Here is a 16242-nt window from a genome sequence, read left to right as displayed (position 1 = left end):
CCATTCCGGGCCTGGTGAGAGCTCCGGGAGCCGGAACGATCAGCTCTCGGGGCGCTCCTCCGGGGCGGGCTCCGTCACGGGGACGGACTCCGTCGCACCGGCGATCGCGGCCGAGGCGCCGTTCGCCCCGTTCGTCAGCGACAGCTCCTTGGGGGAGAGCACCGGCGGGCGGGTGGACGGCGTGCGCCGGGAGGAACCGGTCCACGCGGGGCGGGCCGGACGCTTGACGATGGGAGCGAAGACCTCGGCGATCTGCTCCTTGCCCAGCGTCTCCTTCTCCAGCAGCTGAAGCACCAGGTTGTCGAGGACGTCGCGGTTCTCGACCAGGATCTCCCAGGCCTCGTTGTGCGCGTTCTCGATGAGCTTCTTGACCTCTTCGTCGACGAGCGCGGCGACCTCTTCCGAGTAGTCGCGCTGGTGCGCCATCTCCCGGCCGAGGAACGGCTCGGTGTTGTCGCCGCCGAACTTGATCGCGCCCAGACGCTCGGTCATGCCGTACTGCGTGACCATCGCGCGGGCCGTCGCGGTGGCCTTCTCGATGTCGTTCGCCGCGCCCGTGGTCGGGTCGTGGAAGACGAGCTCCTCCGCCGCGCGGCCGCCCAGCATGTACGCGAGCTGGTCGAGCATCTCGTTGCGCGTGGTGGAGTACTTGTCCTCGTCCGGCAGGACCATCGTGTAACCGAGGGCCCGGCCGCGCGACAGGATGGTGATCTTGTGCACCGGGTCGGAGTTCGGAGACGCCGCGGCGACCAGGGCGTGACCGCCCTCGTGGTACGCGGTGATCTTCTTCTCCTTGTCCGACATGATCCGGGTCCGCTTCTGCGGGCCCGCGACCACACGGTCGATCGCCTCGTCGAGCATGTTGTTGTCGATGAGCTTCTGGTTGCTGCGCGCGGTGAGGAGCGCGGCCTCGTTCAGCACGTTCGCCAGGTCCGCACCGGTGAAGCCCGGGGTGCGGCGCGCGACGGCGCCCAGATCGACGTCCGGGGCGACCGGCTTGCCCTTCTGGTGGACCTTGAGGATCTCCAGACGGCCCTGCATGTCCGGGCGGTCGACCGCGATCTGGCGGTCGAAACGGCCGGGACGCAGCAGCGCCGGGTCGAGGATGTCGGGCCGGTTCGTCGCGGCGATGAGGATCACGCCGCCCTTGACGTCGAAGCCGTCCATCTCGACGAGCAGCTGGTTCAGCGTCTGCTCGCGCTCGTCGTGACCGCCGCCGAGGCCGGCGCCGCGGTGGCGGCCGACCGCGTCGATCTCGTCGACGAAGACGATCGCCGGGGCGTTCGCCTTCGCCTGCTCGAACAGGTCACGGACCCGGGAGGCACCGACACCGACGAACATCTCGACGAAGTCGGAACCGGAGATCGAGTAGAAGGGCACGCCCGCCTCACCCGCGACGGCGCGGGCGAGCAGCGTCTTGCCGGTGCCGGGAGGCCCGTACAGGAGAACGCCCTTGGGGATCTTGGCGCCGACGGCCTGGAACTTCGCCGGCTCCTGGAGGAACTCCTTGATCTCGTGGAGTTCCTCGACCGCCTCGTCCGAGCCCGCGACGTCAGAGAACGTCGTCTTCGGGGTGTCCTTGGTGATGAGCTTCGCCTTGGACTTCCCGAAGTTCATGACCCGGGAGCCGCCGCCCTGCATCTGGTTCATCAGGAACAGGAAGACGACGACGATGAGTACGAAGGGAAGCAGAGACAGCAGGATGCCGACGAACGGGTTCTGCTTGGACGGCGAGACGGTGTAGCCGTCCGGAATCTGCTTGTTCTGGTATTTGTCCTGAAGGGTGCCGGCGAGGGTCACGCCCTGGTCGCCGATGTAGCTCGCCTGGATCTTCGAGCTGCCGTCGACCTTTTCGCCGTCCTTGAGCGAGACCTTGATGACCTGCTCGTCGCCGGTGGTGATCTTGGCCGACTCGACCTTGTTCTCATTGATCGCTCGGACGACCTGGCCGGTGTCCACTGTCTTGTAGCCGCCGGACGAGCCGACGACCTGCATCAACACGACCACGGCAAGGACGGCCAGCACGATCCACATGACCGGCCCACGGAAGTATCGCTTCACGTCCATCCATACGGAGCGGAGCCGCCCCGTCCCTCCTGCCATAGTGAGTTTGACAAAGACTTGTAAAGACTGTTCTTCGGACGGTACCCCAGCATTGTCACCCGAAGCCGCAGGGGACGACTGACAATCCCGCCCACGCATGCTCCAACGGCGCGAAACCCGCTGGGGTTCCCGATCGTCCGACGAAGACCGGGAACGGCTCGCTCAGCCGCCGTAGACGTGAGGCGCGAGCGTACCGACGAAGGGCAGATTGCGGTACTTCTCGGCATAGTCCAGCCCGTAGCCGATGACGAACTCGTTCGGGATGTCGAAGCCGACCCACTCCACGTCGATCGCGACCTTGGCCGCCTCCGGCTTGCGCAGCAGCGTGCACACCTTGAGGGACGCCGGCTCGCGGGAGCCGAGGTTGGAGATCAGCCAGGACAGGGTCAGTCCCGAGTCGATGATGTCCTCGACGATCAGGACGTGCTTGCCCTTGATGTCGGTGTCGAGGTCCTTGAGGATCCGCACCACACCGGAGGACTGGGTGCCCGCGCCGTACGAGGACACGGCCATCCAGTCCATCGTGACGGGGGTGGACAGCGCACGTGCCAGGTCCGCCATGACCATCACCGCGCCCTTGAGCACTCCGACGATCAGGAGGTCCTTGCCCGCGTACTCCGCGTCGATCTTCGCGGCCAGCTCGGCCAGCTTCGCGTCGATCTCTTCCTTGGTGATGAGCACCGACTTGAGGTCGGTGCCCATGTCTTTCGCGTCCACCCGCATCACTTTCGGTCGTCCGTCCCAACGGCCGCTCGGACCGCCCACACCCCGCGTAAGCGGTCCCCGGGAGCCGCGTGAGCGGCCCCGGCGGAGGGTCCGGTTTCAGCCTTGCCGGATCACCAGTCTGCCACCCTGCCGCCGGGCGACGACTTTGCCCGGGAGATTGATGGCCCCCTGACCGCGCCATCCGGTGATCAGCCGGTCCATCTCCTCGACGTGACGGGCGAACAGGGAACCGGCGGGCGCGCCCGCCTCGATGGCGGCACGGCGCAGGATGCGGCGGCGTACGGCGGGCGGCAGGGCGTAGAGCTTGGCGCACTCCAGGAGGCCGGAGGCGTCGCGTACGGAGGCCTCCGCCTGGCGGGCCCAGGAGTCGAGGGCGTCGGCGTCGTCGCGCGAGAGCTGGGCCGTACGGGCGAGCGCCTCGACGACCCCTTTGCCGAGCGCCTTCTCCAGCGCGGGCAGGCCCTCGTGGCGCAGCCGGGAGCGCGTGTAGGCCGGGTCGGCGTTGTGCGGGTCGTCCCAGACCGGGAGCGACTGGACCATGCAGGCCTTGCGGGCGGTCTGCCGGTCGAGGTGCAGGAAGGGGCGCCGGTAACGGCCGTCGGCCCCCGAGACCGCGGCCATTCCGGACAGGGAGCGGATGCCGGAGCCGCGGGCGAGGCCCAGCAGGACGGTCTCGGCTTGGTCGTCGCGGGTGTGGCCGAGCAGGACCGCGGCGGCCCCGTGGCGCTCGGCGGCGGCGTCCAGGGCGGCGTACCGGGCGTCGCGGGCGGCCGCTTCGGGCCCGCCCTCGCGGCCGACGGTGACGGCGACGGACTCGGCGGGGCCGAGACCGAGCTCGGTCAGGCGCAGGACGACCTCGTCGGCGCGCAGGGCGGAGCCGGGCTGCAGTCCGTGGTCGACGGTGATGCCGCCGGCGCGGACGCCGAGTCTGGGGGCCTCGAAGGCGAGGGCGGAGGCGAGCGCCATGGAGTCGGCGCCGCCGGAGCACGCGACGAGCACGAGGGGCGGCGGCTGTTCGTGCGGTGTGTCCGGGGAGGCGCCGGTGGTGCGCCCGCGGCGGCCGGGGGCCGGTACGCGCTCGCCGGCGGCGGCCGGGCGTACGGCGGTGGCGGCGGGCGCGCACCCGGCGCAGGAGGCGGGCGTGCGCCCGGCTCCCGGGGAGGGCGTGTGCTCGGCGCCCGGGGAGGGCGTGTGCTCGGTGAGGATGTCGTGGAGTACGCGGCGAACCGCCAGGCGTATCGCCGCGACCGCAGGATGGGGACCCATGTCCGGTTCCCTTCATGAAGTTTTCGGGGGGTGAACCCGGTGTCGGTCACTCAGAGTGTGTAGATGGTGACAGAACCGGGCCGTTCCCCGAGCATTGCACGCCTACTCCTGCCCCACGGTCCCTCGGACGGGTGATTGAAGGGGCGTTCACCTGCCGTCGGCCGGATTCGTCTCACGACCCCGCGGGTCGCTTCACGCCTCCGGTTTGCGGTGCACCCGAGTGACCCAGTCCGCCGGTTTGGCGATCTCCGCCTTGGTCGGCAGGGTGTTCGGGGAGGTCCACACGCGGTTGAAGCCGTCCATGCCCACCTCGTCGACCACCGCGCGCACGAACCGCTCGCCGTCCCGGTACTGCCGGAGTTTGGCGTCCAGGCCGAGCAGCTTGCGCAGGGCCAGGTCCAGGCGGGAGGCGCCCTTGGCGCGGCGCTGCTGGAACTTCTCGCGGATCTCGGCGACGGACGGGACGACGGCGGGGCCGACGCCGTCCATGACGAAGTCGGCGTGGCCTTCGAGCAGGGACATCACGGCGGTGAGGCGGCCGAGGATCTCGCGCTGGGCCGGCGTCTGCACCAGTTCCACGAGGGACCGGCCGTCCTCGCCCTCCTCGCCCTCGGGGCGTCCGCCCGCGAGGGACTGGGCGGCCTCCCTGATCCGCTCCAGGACGGTCATGGGGTCGACCTCGGTCTCCGCGAGGAAAGACTGGATTTCGCCCTCGAGGTGGTCGCGCAGCCAGGGCACGGCCGTGAACTGGGTGCGGTGGGTCTCCTCGTGCAGGCAGACCCACAGGCGGAAGTCGTGGGGCTGCACGTCGAGTTCGCGCTCGACGTGCACGATGTTGGGGGCGACCAGCAGGAGCCTGCCGCCGCCGTTCTCCCCGGCCGGGAGGTCGCGCGTCGCCGGGGCGAAGGTCTCGTACTGACCGAGGACCCGCGAGGACAGGAACGACAGGAGCATGCCCAGCTCGACGCCGGTCACCTTGCCGCCGACGGCGCCGAAGACTGCTCCGCCGGGCGAACTCCCGCGCCGCTCCTGCATCTTCTCGAGAAGCGGCTTGAGGAGCTCCCGGAACCCGGCGACGTTCGCCCGGACCCAGCCGGGGCGGTCGACGACCAGGACGGGGGTGTCGTGCACTCCGTCCTCACCCAGACGAGTGAATCCCCGGACGTGCTCCTCGGAGGCCTTAGCGTGCCGCCGCAGCTCCGCGACGACGGCCCTGGCCTCGTCGCGGCTCACCTCGGGGCCCGGCCTCACGAGGCGGGTCGCGGTCGCCACCGCGAGATTCCAGTCGACCATCTCGGCACCACCGATGCTCGTCATGCGTCAACCGTACGTGAGGGCGTCCGGCTGCGGTGAGGGATGCGGCGCCGGGTGTGCGTCCCGCGGGGGACGGGCGGGGCCGCCGGTGCCCCCGGGACGGCAGGGGCGAGGCGGCTTCCGGACACCCCATGGCGCCCGCCCGGCACGGCCGTTGCGGCTGTTCGCGGGCGGTGCCGGACCCGCCTCAGCGGCAGCCGCACGCCGCGAGGGCGGAGGCGGTGCGGTCCAGGGCCGTCTGGGCGGTGGTGCGGTCGGTGGTGCCGTCGGCGAGGAACGCGAAGGCCAGCAGCCTGCCGTCGGCGTCGACCACCGTGCCGGCCAGCGCGTTGACGCCCGTCAGCGTGCCGGTCTTGGCGCGTACGACCCCGGTGGCCGGCCGGGCCGCGCCGTCGGCGTAGCGCTGGCTGAGGGTGCCCGTGAACCCGGCGACCGGAAGTCCGGTGAGGACGGGGCGCAGTTCGGGGTGGGCGGGGTCGCCGGCCTTGGCGAGGAGGGCGGTCAGCAGGTCGGCCGACAGCTTGTCCGAACGATTCAGGCCACTTCCGTCCGCGAAGACGGCGCCCGTCAGCGGAATGTCCAGTTTCTTCAGCTGGGCGCGGACCGCGGTCGCGCCGCCCGCAAAGCTCGCCGGTTCGCCCGCGGCGAGGGCCGTCTGCCGCGCGAGGGCCTCGGCGATGTCGTTGTCGCTGGTGGTGAGCATCCGCTCGACGAGGGCGGACAGCGGCGGGGACTGGACCTCGGCGAGGGGCTTCGAGCGGCCGGTGGCCTTGGAGGGGCCCGGGGACGTCGTCTTGATCCCCTCGTCCTCGAGGAGTCCGGCGAACTTCCGGGCCGCGTCGGCGGCCGGGTCGGGGCTGCGTCCGGCGGCGCCGCCGGTGGAGTCGTCGAGACGGCCCTCGTCGACCATCAGCGGGGTGACCTGCGCGAGGTTGTCCTCCACTCCGGCGGGCGGCTGCCCGGAGCCCGCGTACAGCGAGGTGTCGTAGGAGAGCGTGACCTCGTCCAGCTTGCGCGCCTCCAGGGCGCGGGCCGTACGGGCGGCCAGGGTGCGCAGGCTCGCCCAGTCCGCTTCGTCGCCGTCGCGCTTCTTCCGGGCGGTGAGGGTCGGGTCGCCGCCGCCCACCAGGACGACCTCGTTGGTGTCCGGCTCCAGGGCGGCGCGGGTGGTGATGCGGTGGTCGGCGCCGGCCGCGGTGAGCGCGGCGACGGCGGTGGCGATCTTCGTGGTGGAGGCCGGGGTCAGCGCCTCGCCGGAGCCCGTGCCGTACAGCCGCCTGCCGGTCGCGACGTCCACGACGGCGGCCGAGTGCCGCGAGCCGAGCGACGGATCCTTCAGGAGGGGGTCCAGGACGCCGGCGAGGGCCTTCCCGGCGGGCGCGGGCGCGGGGACCGTGGCGCCGCCGAGACCCGCCAGGACGGCCGCGGCGCTGGGCGCGGGCCGGGGTCCGCCCGCCGCCGCTCCCGGGCGGCCGCCGTGATCTGCGCCACCCTGTCCGGCCCGCGATGCGGCCCAGTCGTGCTCCGCCGTACGCTGACCCGAGGAGTCCCAGGGTCCGGCGGCGGTCGCCACCGCGGCCGCGAGCGCCAGGCCCACGGTGGCGGAGACGGCTGTGAGCTGCGCAGTCGTCACCTTCACGGGGCGCGGCCGGACGGCTCGGGTGACCCGCACGACGTGCGGTTTCACGGTCCGCGCGACCCGCACCACGTGCGGTCTCGCGGCCCGCCAGACCCTCAGCTCTGGCACGACCACCAGCCCCTTTCGCGATCACACACCTGCGTGAGGGACACTTAACCACCAGAACTATGTGCTGATCATGGAGGAGCCACCGGTGGAGTTCGACGTCACGATCGAGATTCCGAAGGGTTCGCGGAACAAGTACGAGGTGGACCACGAGACCGGTCGGATCCGCCTGGACCGTCGACTCTTCACCTCGACCAGCTACCCGGCCGACTACGGCTTCGTCGAGAACACCCTCGGCGAGGACGGCGACCCGCTGGACGCGCTGGTCATCCTGGACGAGCCGACCTTCCCCGGCTGCCTCATCCAGTGCCGCACGATCGGCATGTTCCGCATGACCGACGAGGCCGGCGGCGACGACAAGCTGCTGTGCGTCCCGGCGCACGACCCGCGCGTGGAGCACCTGCGGGACATCCACCACGTGTCGGAGTTCGACCGCCTGGAGATCCAGCACTTCTTCGAGGTCTACAAGGACCTGGAGCCCGGCAAGTCCGTCGAGGGCGCCAACTGGGTCGGCCGCACCGAGGCCGAGGCCGAGATCGAGCGTTCCTACAAGCGCTTCAAGGAGACCGGCGGTCACTGACCTGCCCCTTCTCACCGTCCGGGCCGTGCGACCCTCTTCAGGGCCGCACGGCCCGTTCGCGTATCCGTACGCATACTGAGGCCTACAGCAGGTACGCGTGAGACGTACGGGGCGTACGCACACGACGTACGCGCACGGCACGGAAGGCAAGGCGGCAGTTGGTGGCGGACCCGGAGGCGGAAGACCGCAAACCGCAGTCGGACGAGGCGAGGAGCGCGTTCGCCCCGCCGGCCGGGGTGGTGGCGCCGCAGGCCCCGGTGGTCGAGGACGAGTCGTCGACCACCTCCGAGTTCGCCCTCCCCAAGGGCCTGGACGTCCCGCACACGGTCCCCGGCGACGCCGAGGGTTCGGCGTTCAGCACCCCGCGCACCTACAGCGCGAAGCACGCGCCGCCCGCCTTCACGCCGCCGAGCGGGATGCCGGTGGTCCGGCTGACCAAGGACGCGCCCTGGCAGGACCGGATGCGCACGATGCTGCGCATGCCGGTGACCGAGCGTCCGGCGCCCGACCCGGTGCGCAAGGAGGACGAGGCCGGTCCGGCCGTCCCGCGCGTGCTCGACCTGACGCTGCGTATCGGGGAGCTGCTGCTGGCGGGCGGCGAGGGCGCCGAGGACGTGGAGGCGGCGATGTTCGCCGTGTGCCGCTCCTACGGCCTGGACCGGTGCGAACCGAACGTCACCTTCACCCTGCTGTCGATCTCTCACCAGCCGTCCCTGGTGGACGACCCCGTGACGGCCTCCCGGACGGTACGGCGCCGGGGCACCGACTACACGCGTCTCGCGGCCGTCTACGGGCTCGTCGACGACCTCAGCGACGCGGAGACCGCGATCTCGCTGGAGGAGGCCTACCGGCGCCTGGTGGAGATCCGCCGCAACCGCCACCCGTACCCGGGCTGGGTGCTGACCGCGGCCGGCGGGCTGCTCGCGGGCGCGGCCTCGGTGCTCGTCGGCGGTGACGTCTTCGTGTTCGTCGCGGCGGCGCTCGGCGCGATGCTGGGCGACCGGCTGGCGTGGCTGTGCGCGGGGCGCGGACTGCCGGAGTTCTACCAGTTCACGGTGGCCGCGATGCCGCCGGCCGCGATCGGCGTGGCACTGCAGCTGTCGGGGGCCGGGGTGAAGGCGTCCGCGGTGATCACCGGTGGGCTGTTCGCCCTGCTGCCGGGAAGAGCGCTGGTCGCCGGCGTCCAGGACGGTCTGACCGGCTTCTACATCACGGCGTCGGCGCGTCTGCTGGAGGTCATGTACTTCTTCGTCGGCATCGTCACCGGCGTCCTGCTGATCCTGTATTTCGGGGTGAAGCTGGGCGCCGAACTGAACCCGGACCAGGCCCTCGGTGTCTCCGAGCGGCCGGTGCTCCAGCTGGTGGCGTCGATGCTGCTGTCGCTCACCTTCGCGGTGCTGCTCCAGCAGGAGCGCTCCACCGTGCTGGCGGTGACCCTCAACGGGGGCGTGGCCTGGTCGGTGTACGGGGCGATGCGCTACGCCGGCGACATCTCGCCGGTCGCCTCCACCGCCGTCGCGGCCGGTCTGGTCGGCCTGTTCGGGCAGCTGCTGTCCCGCTACCGGTTCGCCTCGGCGCTGCCGTACACGACGGCCGCGATCGGGCCGCTGCTGCCCGGTTCGGCCACGTACTTCGGGCTGCTGGCCATCGCGCAGAACGACGTCGACAAGGGGCTGGTGTCCCTGACCAAGGCGGCGGCGCTGGCGATGGCCATCGCCATCGGGGTGAACCTGGGCTCCGAGATCTCCCGGCTGTTCCTGCGGATGCCGGGCGGGGACGCGGCGGGCCGCCGCGCGGCCAAGCGGACACGCGGCTTCTGACGGCTTCAGCGCACGGGGGCGGACGCGTCCGCCCCCTCGCCGGCGACTAGCGCTTGGCGTGGCGCCCGCGCTGGCCGGGCGGGGTCGGGGCCGACGCGGGCGAGGCGGCGGCCGCCTTCTTGCTCTTGCCGCGGGCGCGCAGGTACTCGACGGCGATCGGGACCACCGAGACGAGGACGATCAGGATCAGGATCGCCTCGATGTTCTTGTGCACGAACTCGATGTTGCCGAGCCAGGAGCCGAGCAGCGTGACGCCCGCGCCCCAGAGCACGCCGCCGATGACGTTGTACGTGATGAACGAGCGGTACCGCATGCCGCTGACGCCGGCGATGATCGGCGTGAACGTGCGCACGATGGGCACGAAGCGGGCCAGGACCAGGGACTTGGGGCCGTACTTCTCGAAGAACTCGTGGGCCTTGGCCACGTTCTCCTGCTTGAAGAGGCGGGAGTCCGGGCGGGTGAAGAGCGAGGGGCCGACCTTCTTGCCGAACAGGTAGCCCGCCTGGTCGCCGGCGATCGCGGCGACGCAGATCAGCACGACGGCCAGCCACAGGGGGAAGTCCAGCTGGTGCGAGGCGATCAGCAGGCCGCAGGTGAACAGCAGCGAGTCGCCCGGCAGGAAGAAGCCGATGAGCAGGCCCGACTCGGCGAAGACGATGAGCAGCAGGCCCCAGATGCCGAAATTGTCCAGGAGCGTGTTCGGATCCAGCCAGCTTGGTCCAAGGGCAAGCGTCGTCACGGTTCCGGGCTCCTGGGGGTGAAGGAAGGGTTCGGCTGCGGGGTCGGCCGACCCAAAGCTATCAACGTCGCGTGTCCACGCCAGGTTCCACCGGGGTCCCCGGGATGCACTGTGCCCCGACTGGGACAAAGCTGGGGCCATGGGTATCGAAGACTACGGCGGCGGCACCGGGCCCCGGCCCGACGTGCTGGTCGTCACGACGAACGACGTCCCGGGTCATCGCGTCGAGCGGGTCGTCGGGGAGGTGTTCGGTCTCACCGTGCGCTCCCGGCACCTGGGCAGCCAGATCGGCGCGGGCCTGAAGTCGATGATCGGCGGTGAGCTCAAGGGGCTCACCAAGACGCTGGTGGAGACCCGCAACCAGGCCATGGAGCGGCTCGTCGAGCAGGCCCGCGCGCGGGGCGCCAACGGCGTGCTCATGTTCCGCTTCGACGTCTCGGAGGCCGCCGACGTCGGAACCGAGGTGTGCGCCTACGGGACGGCGGTGGTCCTGGCCCGGGACGAGTGACCCCGGGCCAGGCGCTCAGGAGTTCCGCTCGGCGTTCGCCGCGATCGCGTCCCTCAGGTGCTCGGCGAGGCCCGGCCGCATGGAGTCGTAGAACTCCTTGAACCGCTCGTCGGACACGTACATCTCGCCGAGTCCCCGGTGCGTCTCGTACGGGCACGGGTAGAACCACTCGGTGATGTGCAGGCGGTGCTCCTCGGCCATGTCCATGGCCGGGCGCCCGGACGGGGGTTCGCCCGCCGCCATGAGGGCGCCGTAGCGCTCGCCCCAGGAGGCGACCTCCGCCTGCATCCGCTTCCAGTCCTCCTTGGTGTAGCGGGCCGCGCGGCGCTGCGACTCGGCGTACGCCTCCGTGCCGCCCCAGCGCCGTTCGGCCTCCTCCGCGTGCTCCTCGGGGTCCTTGCCCCCGAAGACCTCGAACTTCTCCTCGGGTGTCAGGTCGATGCCCATCGTGCGTGCCTCCATGGCGTGTTCCACGGCCGCGACCATCTTCTGCAGCTTCTCGATCCGGGCGGTCAGCAGTCCGTGCTGGCGGCGCAGGTGCGCGCGCGGGTCCGCCTTCCCGGTGGCCTGATCGTCGAGCAGGGCCGCGACCTGGTCGAGCGGGAAGCCGAGCTCCCGGTAGAACAGGATCTGCTGGAGCCGGTCGAGGTCGGCGTCGCCGTAGCGGCGGTGCCCCGCGGGGCTGCGCTCGCTCGGCACGAGCAGGCCGATCCCGTCGTAGTGGTGCAGCGTGCGCACCGTGACGCCGGCGAACCCGGCGACCTGGCCCACTGAGTAGCTCACTTCCGCTCCCTTCCGAGTACGTCCCTCAGCCTGCGCCCTGACGTGGCGTGAGGTGCAAGCCGGAATTCCTCGGGAGGTTATGCGGCTTATGTCCGTCTAGGGTGTGGCTCGTGAGCACCGAAGCCCCGGCTGCGCCGGGCCGGACCCCCGCCCGGCGTCTGCTGCCGCTGATCGTGCCGTCCATACTCGTAGGCATCGCCGCGGCGCTCGTCCTGCTGGGCGTCAGCTGGGTCGCCGACCGGCTCCAGGACGTCCTGTGGCAGACCCTCCCGGACGCGCTCGGGATCGGCCGCTACTCGTCGCTCTGGATGATCGTGGTCCTCACGGCGACCGGCATCGCGGTGGGCCTGGTCATCTGGAAGGTGCCGCGGCACGCGGGCCCCGATCCGGCGGCCAGCGGCCTCGTCGACCCTCCGCTGGCGCCCGCGGTACTGCCCGGACTGCTCGTCGTCACCGTCCTCGCGCTGGCGGGCGGGGTCAGCCTGGGCCCCGAGAACCCGATCACGGCGACCAACATCGCCCTCGCCTGCTGGCTGGGCGCCCGGATCGCCCCCGGCTCCCCCACCATGCTGTGGCTGTCGCTGGCGGCGGCGGGAACGGTCGGTGCCCTGTTCGGCACCCCGGTGGCCGCCGCGCTGATCTTCTCCGAGGTGCTGGCCGAGCAGCCGGGACGCGGCGCTCTCTGGGACCGGCTGCTGCCGCCGCTGCTCGCGGGCGGCACGGGCGCGCTCACCGTCACCCTGCTGGCCCACCCGAGCTTCGACCTCTCACTGCCCGCGTACTCGGGGCCGCACTGGGGCGACCTGCCCGGCGCCCTGGTCGTCGCCTCGCTCGGGGCGCTGGCCGGCATGGCGGCGGTCTACGCCCTCCCGTACGTCCACGGCCTCTTCGCGCGGCTCGGGCGCCCGTGGCTGGCGCTTCCCCTGGGCGGTCTGGTGCTCGGCCTGCTGGGCGCGCTGGGCGGGCATCTGACGCTCTTCAAGGGCCTGGACGAGATCAAGGTCCTGGCCGCGAACCCGGACGGCTGGTCCTCCGGGGAGTTCGCGCTGATGACCGTCGTGAAACTCGCCGCGCTGCTCGTCGCGACCTCCTGCGGGTTCCGCGGCGGCCGGATCTTCCCCTCGGTCTTCGCGGGGGTGGCCCTCGGCCTGTGCGCCCACGCCCTGGTGCCCGAGGTGGACGTCACGCTCGCCGTGGTCTGTGCCGTGCTCGGGGTGCTGCTGGCCGTCACCCGGCAGGGCTGGATCAGCCTCTTCACCGCGGCCGTCCTGGCCGCCGACACGGCCGTGCTGCCGCTGCTCGTCATGGCGTCGGTGCCGGCCTGGCTGCTGGTGACCGGGCGCCCCCAGATGCAACTGCGCGCCGACGGAACCCCGCTCCGCTGACCCCACTCCCCCACCTCATCCGCACGGAGGCGACATGGCGCTCCACAAGGGCCCCGCACAGCACGAAGACCGCCCCCTGTCCGTCAACCCCTTCTACGGGCAGACCAACCCCGTCAGCTGCATGGAGGAGGCGCCGCCCACGCACCGCCTCCCCGACGGCCCCCTGCCGCCCACCACGGCGTACCAGCTGGTCCACGACGAACTCATGCTGGACGGCAACGCCCGGCTGAACCTCGCCACCTTCGTCACCACCTGGATGGAACCGCAGGCCGGGGTGCTGATGGCGGAGTGCCGCGACAAGAACATGATCGACAAGGACGAGTACCCGCGCACCGCCGAGCTGGAGCGGCGCTGCGTGGCCATGCTGGCCGACCTGTGGAACGCGCCCGACCCGGCGGCCGCCGTGGGCTGTTCGACGACCGGGTCCAGCGAGGCGTGCATGCTCGCCGGCATGGCGCTCAAGCGCCGCTGGTCCACCCGGAACGCGGACCGCTACCCCGGCGTCCGCCCGAACCTCGTGATGGGCGTGAACGTCCAGGTCTGCTGGGACAAGTTCTGCAACTTCTGGGAGGTCGAGCCGCGTCTCGTGCCCATGGAGGGCGAGCGCTTCCACCTCGACCCGAAGGCCGCCGCCGAACTGTGCGACGAGAACACCATCGGTGTCGTCGGCATCCTCGGGTCGACCTTCGACGGGTCGTACGAGCCGATCGCCGACCTGTGCGCGGCCCTCGACGAACTCCAGGAGCGCACCGGCCTGGACATCCCCGTCCACGTCGACGGCGCGTCCGGCGCGATGGTGGCGCCCTTCCTCGACGAGGACGTGGTCTGGGACTTCCGGCTGCCGCGGGTGACGTCCGTCAACACCTCCGGGCACAAGTACGGCCTCGTCTACCCCGGCGTGGGCTGGGCGCTGTGGCGCGACAAGGAGGCGCTGCCCGAGGAGCTCGTCTTCCGGGTCAACTACCTGGGCGGTGACATGCCGACCTTCGCGCTCAACTTCTCCCGGCCGGGCGCGCAGGTGGTGGCGCAGTACTACACGTTCCTGCGGCTGGGCCGCGAGGGCTACCGGGCGGTGCAGCAGACGACCCGCGACGTGGCCCGCGAACTCGCGCGCCGGATCGAGGGGATGGAGGACTTCCGCCTCCTGACCCGGGGCGACGAACTGCCGGTGTTCGCCTTCACGACGAAGCCCGAGGTGACGGCGTACGACGTCTTCGACGTGTCCCGGCGGATGCGCGAGCGCGGCTGGCTGGTGCCCGCGTACACCTTCCCGCCGAACCGGGAGGACCTGTCCGTGCTGCGCGTCGTGTGCCGCAACGGCTTCTCGATGGACCTGGCCGACCTCTTCGTGGACGACCTGAGCCGGCTGCTGCCCGAACTGCGCCGGCAGCCGCGCCCCTCGACGCACGACAAGGGCGCGGCCACCGGTTTCCACCACTGAGGCGGGGCGCGGGCCCGCGTCAGCGGCTGAGGCGGGCGAACCTGCGCACCGCCAGCGGGAAGAACACCGCGAGCAGGGCGAGCGGCCAGGCCACGGCCGCCCAGACGTGGCCCGGCTCGCCGCCCGGGCCGCCGACGAGGTCCCGTACCGCCGTCGCCGTCTGCGACATCGGGTTCCACTCGACGGCCGTGCCCAGCCAGCCGGGCATGGCGTCCGGGGCCGCGAACGCGTTGGAGAGGAAGCCGACCGGCCAGACCAGGATCTGCACCGCCTGCACCCACTCGGGCTTCCCCGCCACCATCGCCAGCAGGATGCCGATCCAGAGCATCGCGAACCGGAAGAGGAGCAGCAGGCCGAGGGCGCCCAGGAAGGCGCCCGGGCCGCCGTGCACGCGCCAGCCGATCGCGTACCCGACCCCGGCCAGCACGAGCAGGGACAGCGCCGACTGGAGCATGTCGGCGGCCGAACGGCCCACCAGGAAGGCGCCGTCGGCCATCGGCATCGAGCGGAAGCGGTCCACGACGCCCTTGTTGAGGTCCTGGGTGACCGCGAGCATCGTGCCCTCCAGGCCGAAGGCCATGGTCAGCGCGAGCATGCCGGGCACCAGGTAGTCCACGTAGGCGCCGTCCACCTCCCGGCCGCCGCCGACCAGATGGGCGAACATCAGCAGCAGCATCACCGGGAAGACCAGGCCGACGAGCACCCTCACCGGCTGCCGTGCCCAGTGGGCGAGTTCGCGGCGGGTCATGGTCCAGCAGTCGGTCAGGGCACGGCCCCCCGAGCCGATCCGGCCCGTCTCGTACGTGGTGCTCACACGGCCTCCTTCACGCGCCGGCCGTCCCCGGTGAGGTGCAGGAACACCTCGTCCAGGGTGGGCCGCCGCAGGGCGATGTCCTCCGCCTCGATCCCGGCCTCCTCCAGGGCGCGCACCACCCCGGCGAGTGCCGCCATCCGGTCGGTGACCGGCGCGCTGAGCAGGCGCCGGTCGACGTCCACCGAGACGTCCTCGGCGGGCAGCGGCAGCAGGGCCGCGGCGGCGCCCAGCAGGCCGCCCTCGCGCAGCACCACGTCGATGCGGTCACCGCCGGTGCGCGCCTTGAGTTCGTCGGCCGTGCCGTCCGCGACGACCCGGCCCCGGTCGACGAGCGAGATGCGGTCGGCGAGCTGGTCCGCCTCCTCCAGGTACTGCGTGGTGAGCAGGACCGTGGTGCCGTCGCCGACCAGGGACCGCACCGCCGACCACACCTCGGCGCGCCCGCGCGGGTCGAGTCCGGTCGTCGGCTCGTCCAGGAACAGCACCTCCGGTCCGGTGATCAGGGAGGCCGCCAGGTCCAGCCGGCGGCGCATGCCTCCGCTGTACTTCCCGACCGGCTTGCGGCCGGTGTCTTCGAGGCCGAAGCGCTCCAGCAGCTCGCCGGCCCGCACGCGCGCGTGACGGGCGCCCAGGTGGTGGAGCCGCCCGAACATCTCCAGGTTCTGCCGGCCGCCGAGCTCCTCGTCGAGCGCGGCGTGCTGGCCGAGCAGGCCGATGCGGCGCCGTACCCGGGCGGCCTCGCGCACCACGTCGCACCCGGCGACCTCCGCGCGCCCCGCGTCCGGCCGCAGCAGGGTGGTCAGCACCCGCACCGCGGTGGTCTTGCCCGCCCCGTTCGGCCCCAGCAGCCCGTGGACGGTGCCCCGCCGCACCGCCAGCTCCAGCCCGTCCAGCGCCGCGCTGTCCCCGTACCGCTTCTCCACGCCCTCGACGGCGATCGCGTCGGTCATCCGGCTCCCTCCACCCAAGAACTCCGAGTAGTCAAACTTGACCACCAGGGCGAAGGTACGGCCCGGAAC

Annotated in this window: 14 protein-coding genes; 5 read left to right on the top strand and 9 right to left on the bottom strand. The window is 71.8% G+C overall.

Annotation, left to right across the window (positions count from 1 at the left end):
- Window positions 1–39: 39 nt before the first annotated feature.
- The 5 genes from ftsH to dacB all read right to left on the bottom strand — a co-directional run bounded on the left by ftsH (window position 40) and on the right by dacB (window position 7162).
- On the bottom strand, window positions 40–2067 hold the full coding sequence (gene ftsH / locus ACWGIS_RS05170) for an ATP-dependent zinc metalloprotease FtsH (protein ID WP_453361035.1): 2028 nt from the start codon (window positions 2065–2067) through the stop codon (window positions 40–42).
- Between the two features lie 198 nt (window positions 2068–2265).
- Entirely contained in the window at window positions 2266–2826 is a 561-nt protein-coding gene (hpt, locus tag ACWGIS_RS05165) for a hypoxanthine phosphoribosyltransferase (RefSeq protein WP_010986089.1), read from the bottom strand.
- Window positions 2827–2925: 99 nt separating this feature from the next.
- A complete protein-coding gene (gene tilS, locus ACWGIS_RS05160) occupies window positions 2926–4095 on the bottom strand; it encodes a tRNA lysidine(34) synthetase TilS (RefSeq protein WP_453361034.1) in 1170 nt (389 codons plus the stop codon).
- Between the two features lie 192 nt (window positions 4096–4287).
- Window positions 4288–5412 carry a zinc-dependent metalloprotease gene (locus ACWGIS_RS05155; protein WP_453361033.1) on the bottom strand — a complete coding sequence of 375 codons (1125 nt, stop codon included), beginning with the start codon at window positions 5410–5412 and terminating at the stop codon, window positions 4288–4290.
- A 184-nt stretch (window positions 5413–5596) separates the two neighbouring features.
- Window positions 5597–7162 carry a D-alanyl-D-alanine carboxypeptidase/D-alanyl-D-alanine endopeptidase gene (dacB, locus tag ACWGIS_RS05150; RefSeq protein ID WP_453361032.1) on the bottom strand — a complete coding sequence of 522 codons (1566 nt, stop codon included), beginning with the start codon at window positions 7160–7162 and terminating at the stop codon, window positions 5597–5599.
- A 79-nt stretch (window positions 7163–7241) separates the two neighbouring features.
- Here dacB and ACWGIS_RS05145 point away from each other — a divergent pair, with 79 nt between their 5' ends.
- Both ACWGIS_RS05145 and ACWGIS_RS05140 read left to right on the top strand, forming a co-directional pair.
- On the top strand, window positions 7242–7733 hold the full coding sequence (locus ACWGIS_RS05145; RefSeq protein WP_385094531.1) for an inorganic diphosphatase: 492 nt from the start codon (window positions 7242–7244) through the stop codon (window positions 7731–7733).
- 161 nt (window positions 7734–7894) lie between these two features.
- Window positions 7895–9553, top strand: coding sequence for a threonine/serine ThrE exporter family protein (locus tag ACWGIS_RS05140; protein WP_453361031.1), 1659 nt, complete (start codon window positions 7895–7897; stop codon window positions 9551–9553).
- 46 nt (window positions 9554–9599) lie between these two features.
- On the opposite strand, the gene ACWGIS_RS05135 is transcribed toward ACWGIS_RS05140, so the two are convergent.
- Window positions 9600–10292 (bottom strand): DedA family protein, encoded by a 693-nt coding sequence (locus ACWGIS_RS05135; RefSeq protein WP_453361030.1) that lies wholly within the window; start codon window positions 10290–10292, stop codon window positions 9600–9602.
- 139 nt (window positions 10293–10431) lie between these two features.
- On the opposite strand from ACWGIS_RS05135, the gene ACWGIS_RS05130 reads away from it, so the two are divergent.
- Window positions 10432–10800: a YbjQ family protein gene (locus ACWGIS_RS05130; protein WP_453361029.1), complete on the top strand. Its 369-nt coding sequence runs from the start codon at window positions 10432–10434 to the stop codon at window positions 10798–10800.
- A 15-nt stretch (window positions 10801–10815) separates the two neighbouring features.
- Here the strand turns inward: ACWGIS_RS05130 and ACWGIS_RS05125 are convergent, their stop codons facing one another.
- Window positions 10816–11583 carry a MerR family transcriptional regulator gene (locus ACWGIS_RS05125; protein ID WP_453361028.1) on the bottom strand — a complete coding sequence of 256 codons (768 nt, stop codon included), beginning with the start codon at window positions 11581–11583 and terminating at the stop codon, window positions 10816–10818.
- A 110-nt stretch (window positions 11584–11693) separates the two neighbouring features.
- Between ACWGIS_RS05125 and ACWGIS_RS05120 the strand changes: the two genes are divergently transcribed.
- Both ACWGIS_RS05120 and ACWGIS_RS05115 read left to right on the top strand, forming a co-directional pair.
- Window positions 11694–12968 (top strand): ion channel protein, encoded by a 1275-nt coding sequence (locus ACWGIS_RS05120; protein WP_453361027.1) that lies wholly within the window; start codon window positions 11694–11696, stop codon window positions 12966–12968.
- A 34-nt stretch (window positions 12969–13002) separates the two neighbouring features.
- Complete coding sequence (locus ACWGIS_RS05115) at window positions 13003–14409, top strand: glutamate decarboxylase (RefSeq protein WP_453361026.1); 1407 nt, start codon at window positions 13003–13005, stop codon at window positions 14407–14409.
- Between the two features lie 19 nt (window positions 14410–14428).
- On the opposite strand, the gene ACWGIS_RS05110 is transcribed toward ACWGIS_RS05115, so the two are convergent.
- On the bottom strand, window positions 14429–15157 hold the full coding sequence (locus tag ACWGIS_RS05110; RefSeq protein WP_453361097.1) for an ABC transporter permease: 729 nt from the start codon (window positions 15155–15157) through the stop codon (window positions 14429–14431).
- A 62-nt stretch (window positions 15158–15219) separates the two neighbouring features.
- Entirely contained in the window at window positions 15220–16173 is a 954-nt protein-coding gene (locus ACWGIS_RS05105) for an ATP-binding cassette domain-containing protein (RefSeq protein WP_453361025.1), read from the bottom strand.
- Between the last annotated feature and the right edge of the window lie 69 nt (window positions 16174–16242).

Source organism: Streptomyces sp. NPDC054842, from assembly GCF_053611025.1.
Note: the sequence above shows the minus strand (reverse complement) of the source record. Positions and strands in the feature narration are given on the sequence as shown.

What these genes read in the sequence shown, in the direction of transcription:
- ftsH (WP_453361035.1), bottom strand. Translation starts at nt 2,067, where the DNA reads ATGGACGTGAAGCGATACTTCCGTGGGCCGGTCATGTGGATCGTGCTG.
- hpt (WP_010986089.1), bottom strand. Translation starts at nt 2,826, where the DNA reads ATGCGGGTGGACGCGAAAGACATGGGCACCGACCTCAAGTCGGTGCTC.
- tilS (WP_453361034.1), bottom strand. Translation starts at nt 4,095, where the DNA reads ATGGGTCCCCATCCTGCGGTCGCGGCGATACGCCTGGCGGTTCGCCGC.
- ACWGIS_RS05155 (WP_453361033.1), bottom strand. Translation starts at nt 5,412, where the DNA reads ATGACGAGCATCGGTGGTGCCGAGATGGTCGACTGGAATCTCGCGGTG.
- ACWGIS_RS05130 (WP_453361029.1), top strand. Translation starts at nt 10,432, where the DNA reads ATGGGTATCGAAGACTACGGCGGCGGCACCGGGCCCCGGCCCGACGTG.
- ACWGIS_RS05115 (WP_453361026.1), top strand. Translation starts at nt 13,003, where the DNA reads ATGGCGCTCCACAAGGGCCCCGCACAGCACGAAGACCGCCCCCTGTCC.
- ACWGIS_RS05110 (WP_453361097.1), bottom strand. Translation starts at nt 15,157, where the DNA reads ATGACCCGCCGCGAACTCGCCCACTGGGCACGGCAGCCGGTGAGGGTG.
- ACWGIS_RS05105 (WP_453361025.1), bottom strand. Translation starts at nt 16,173, where the DNA reads ATGACCGACGCGATCGCCGTCGAGGGCGTGGAGAAGCGGTACGGGGAC.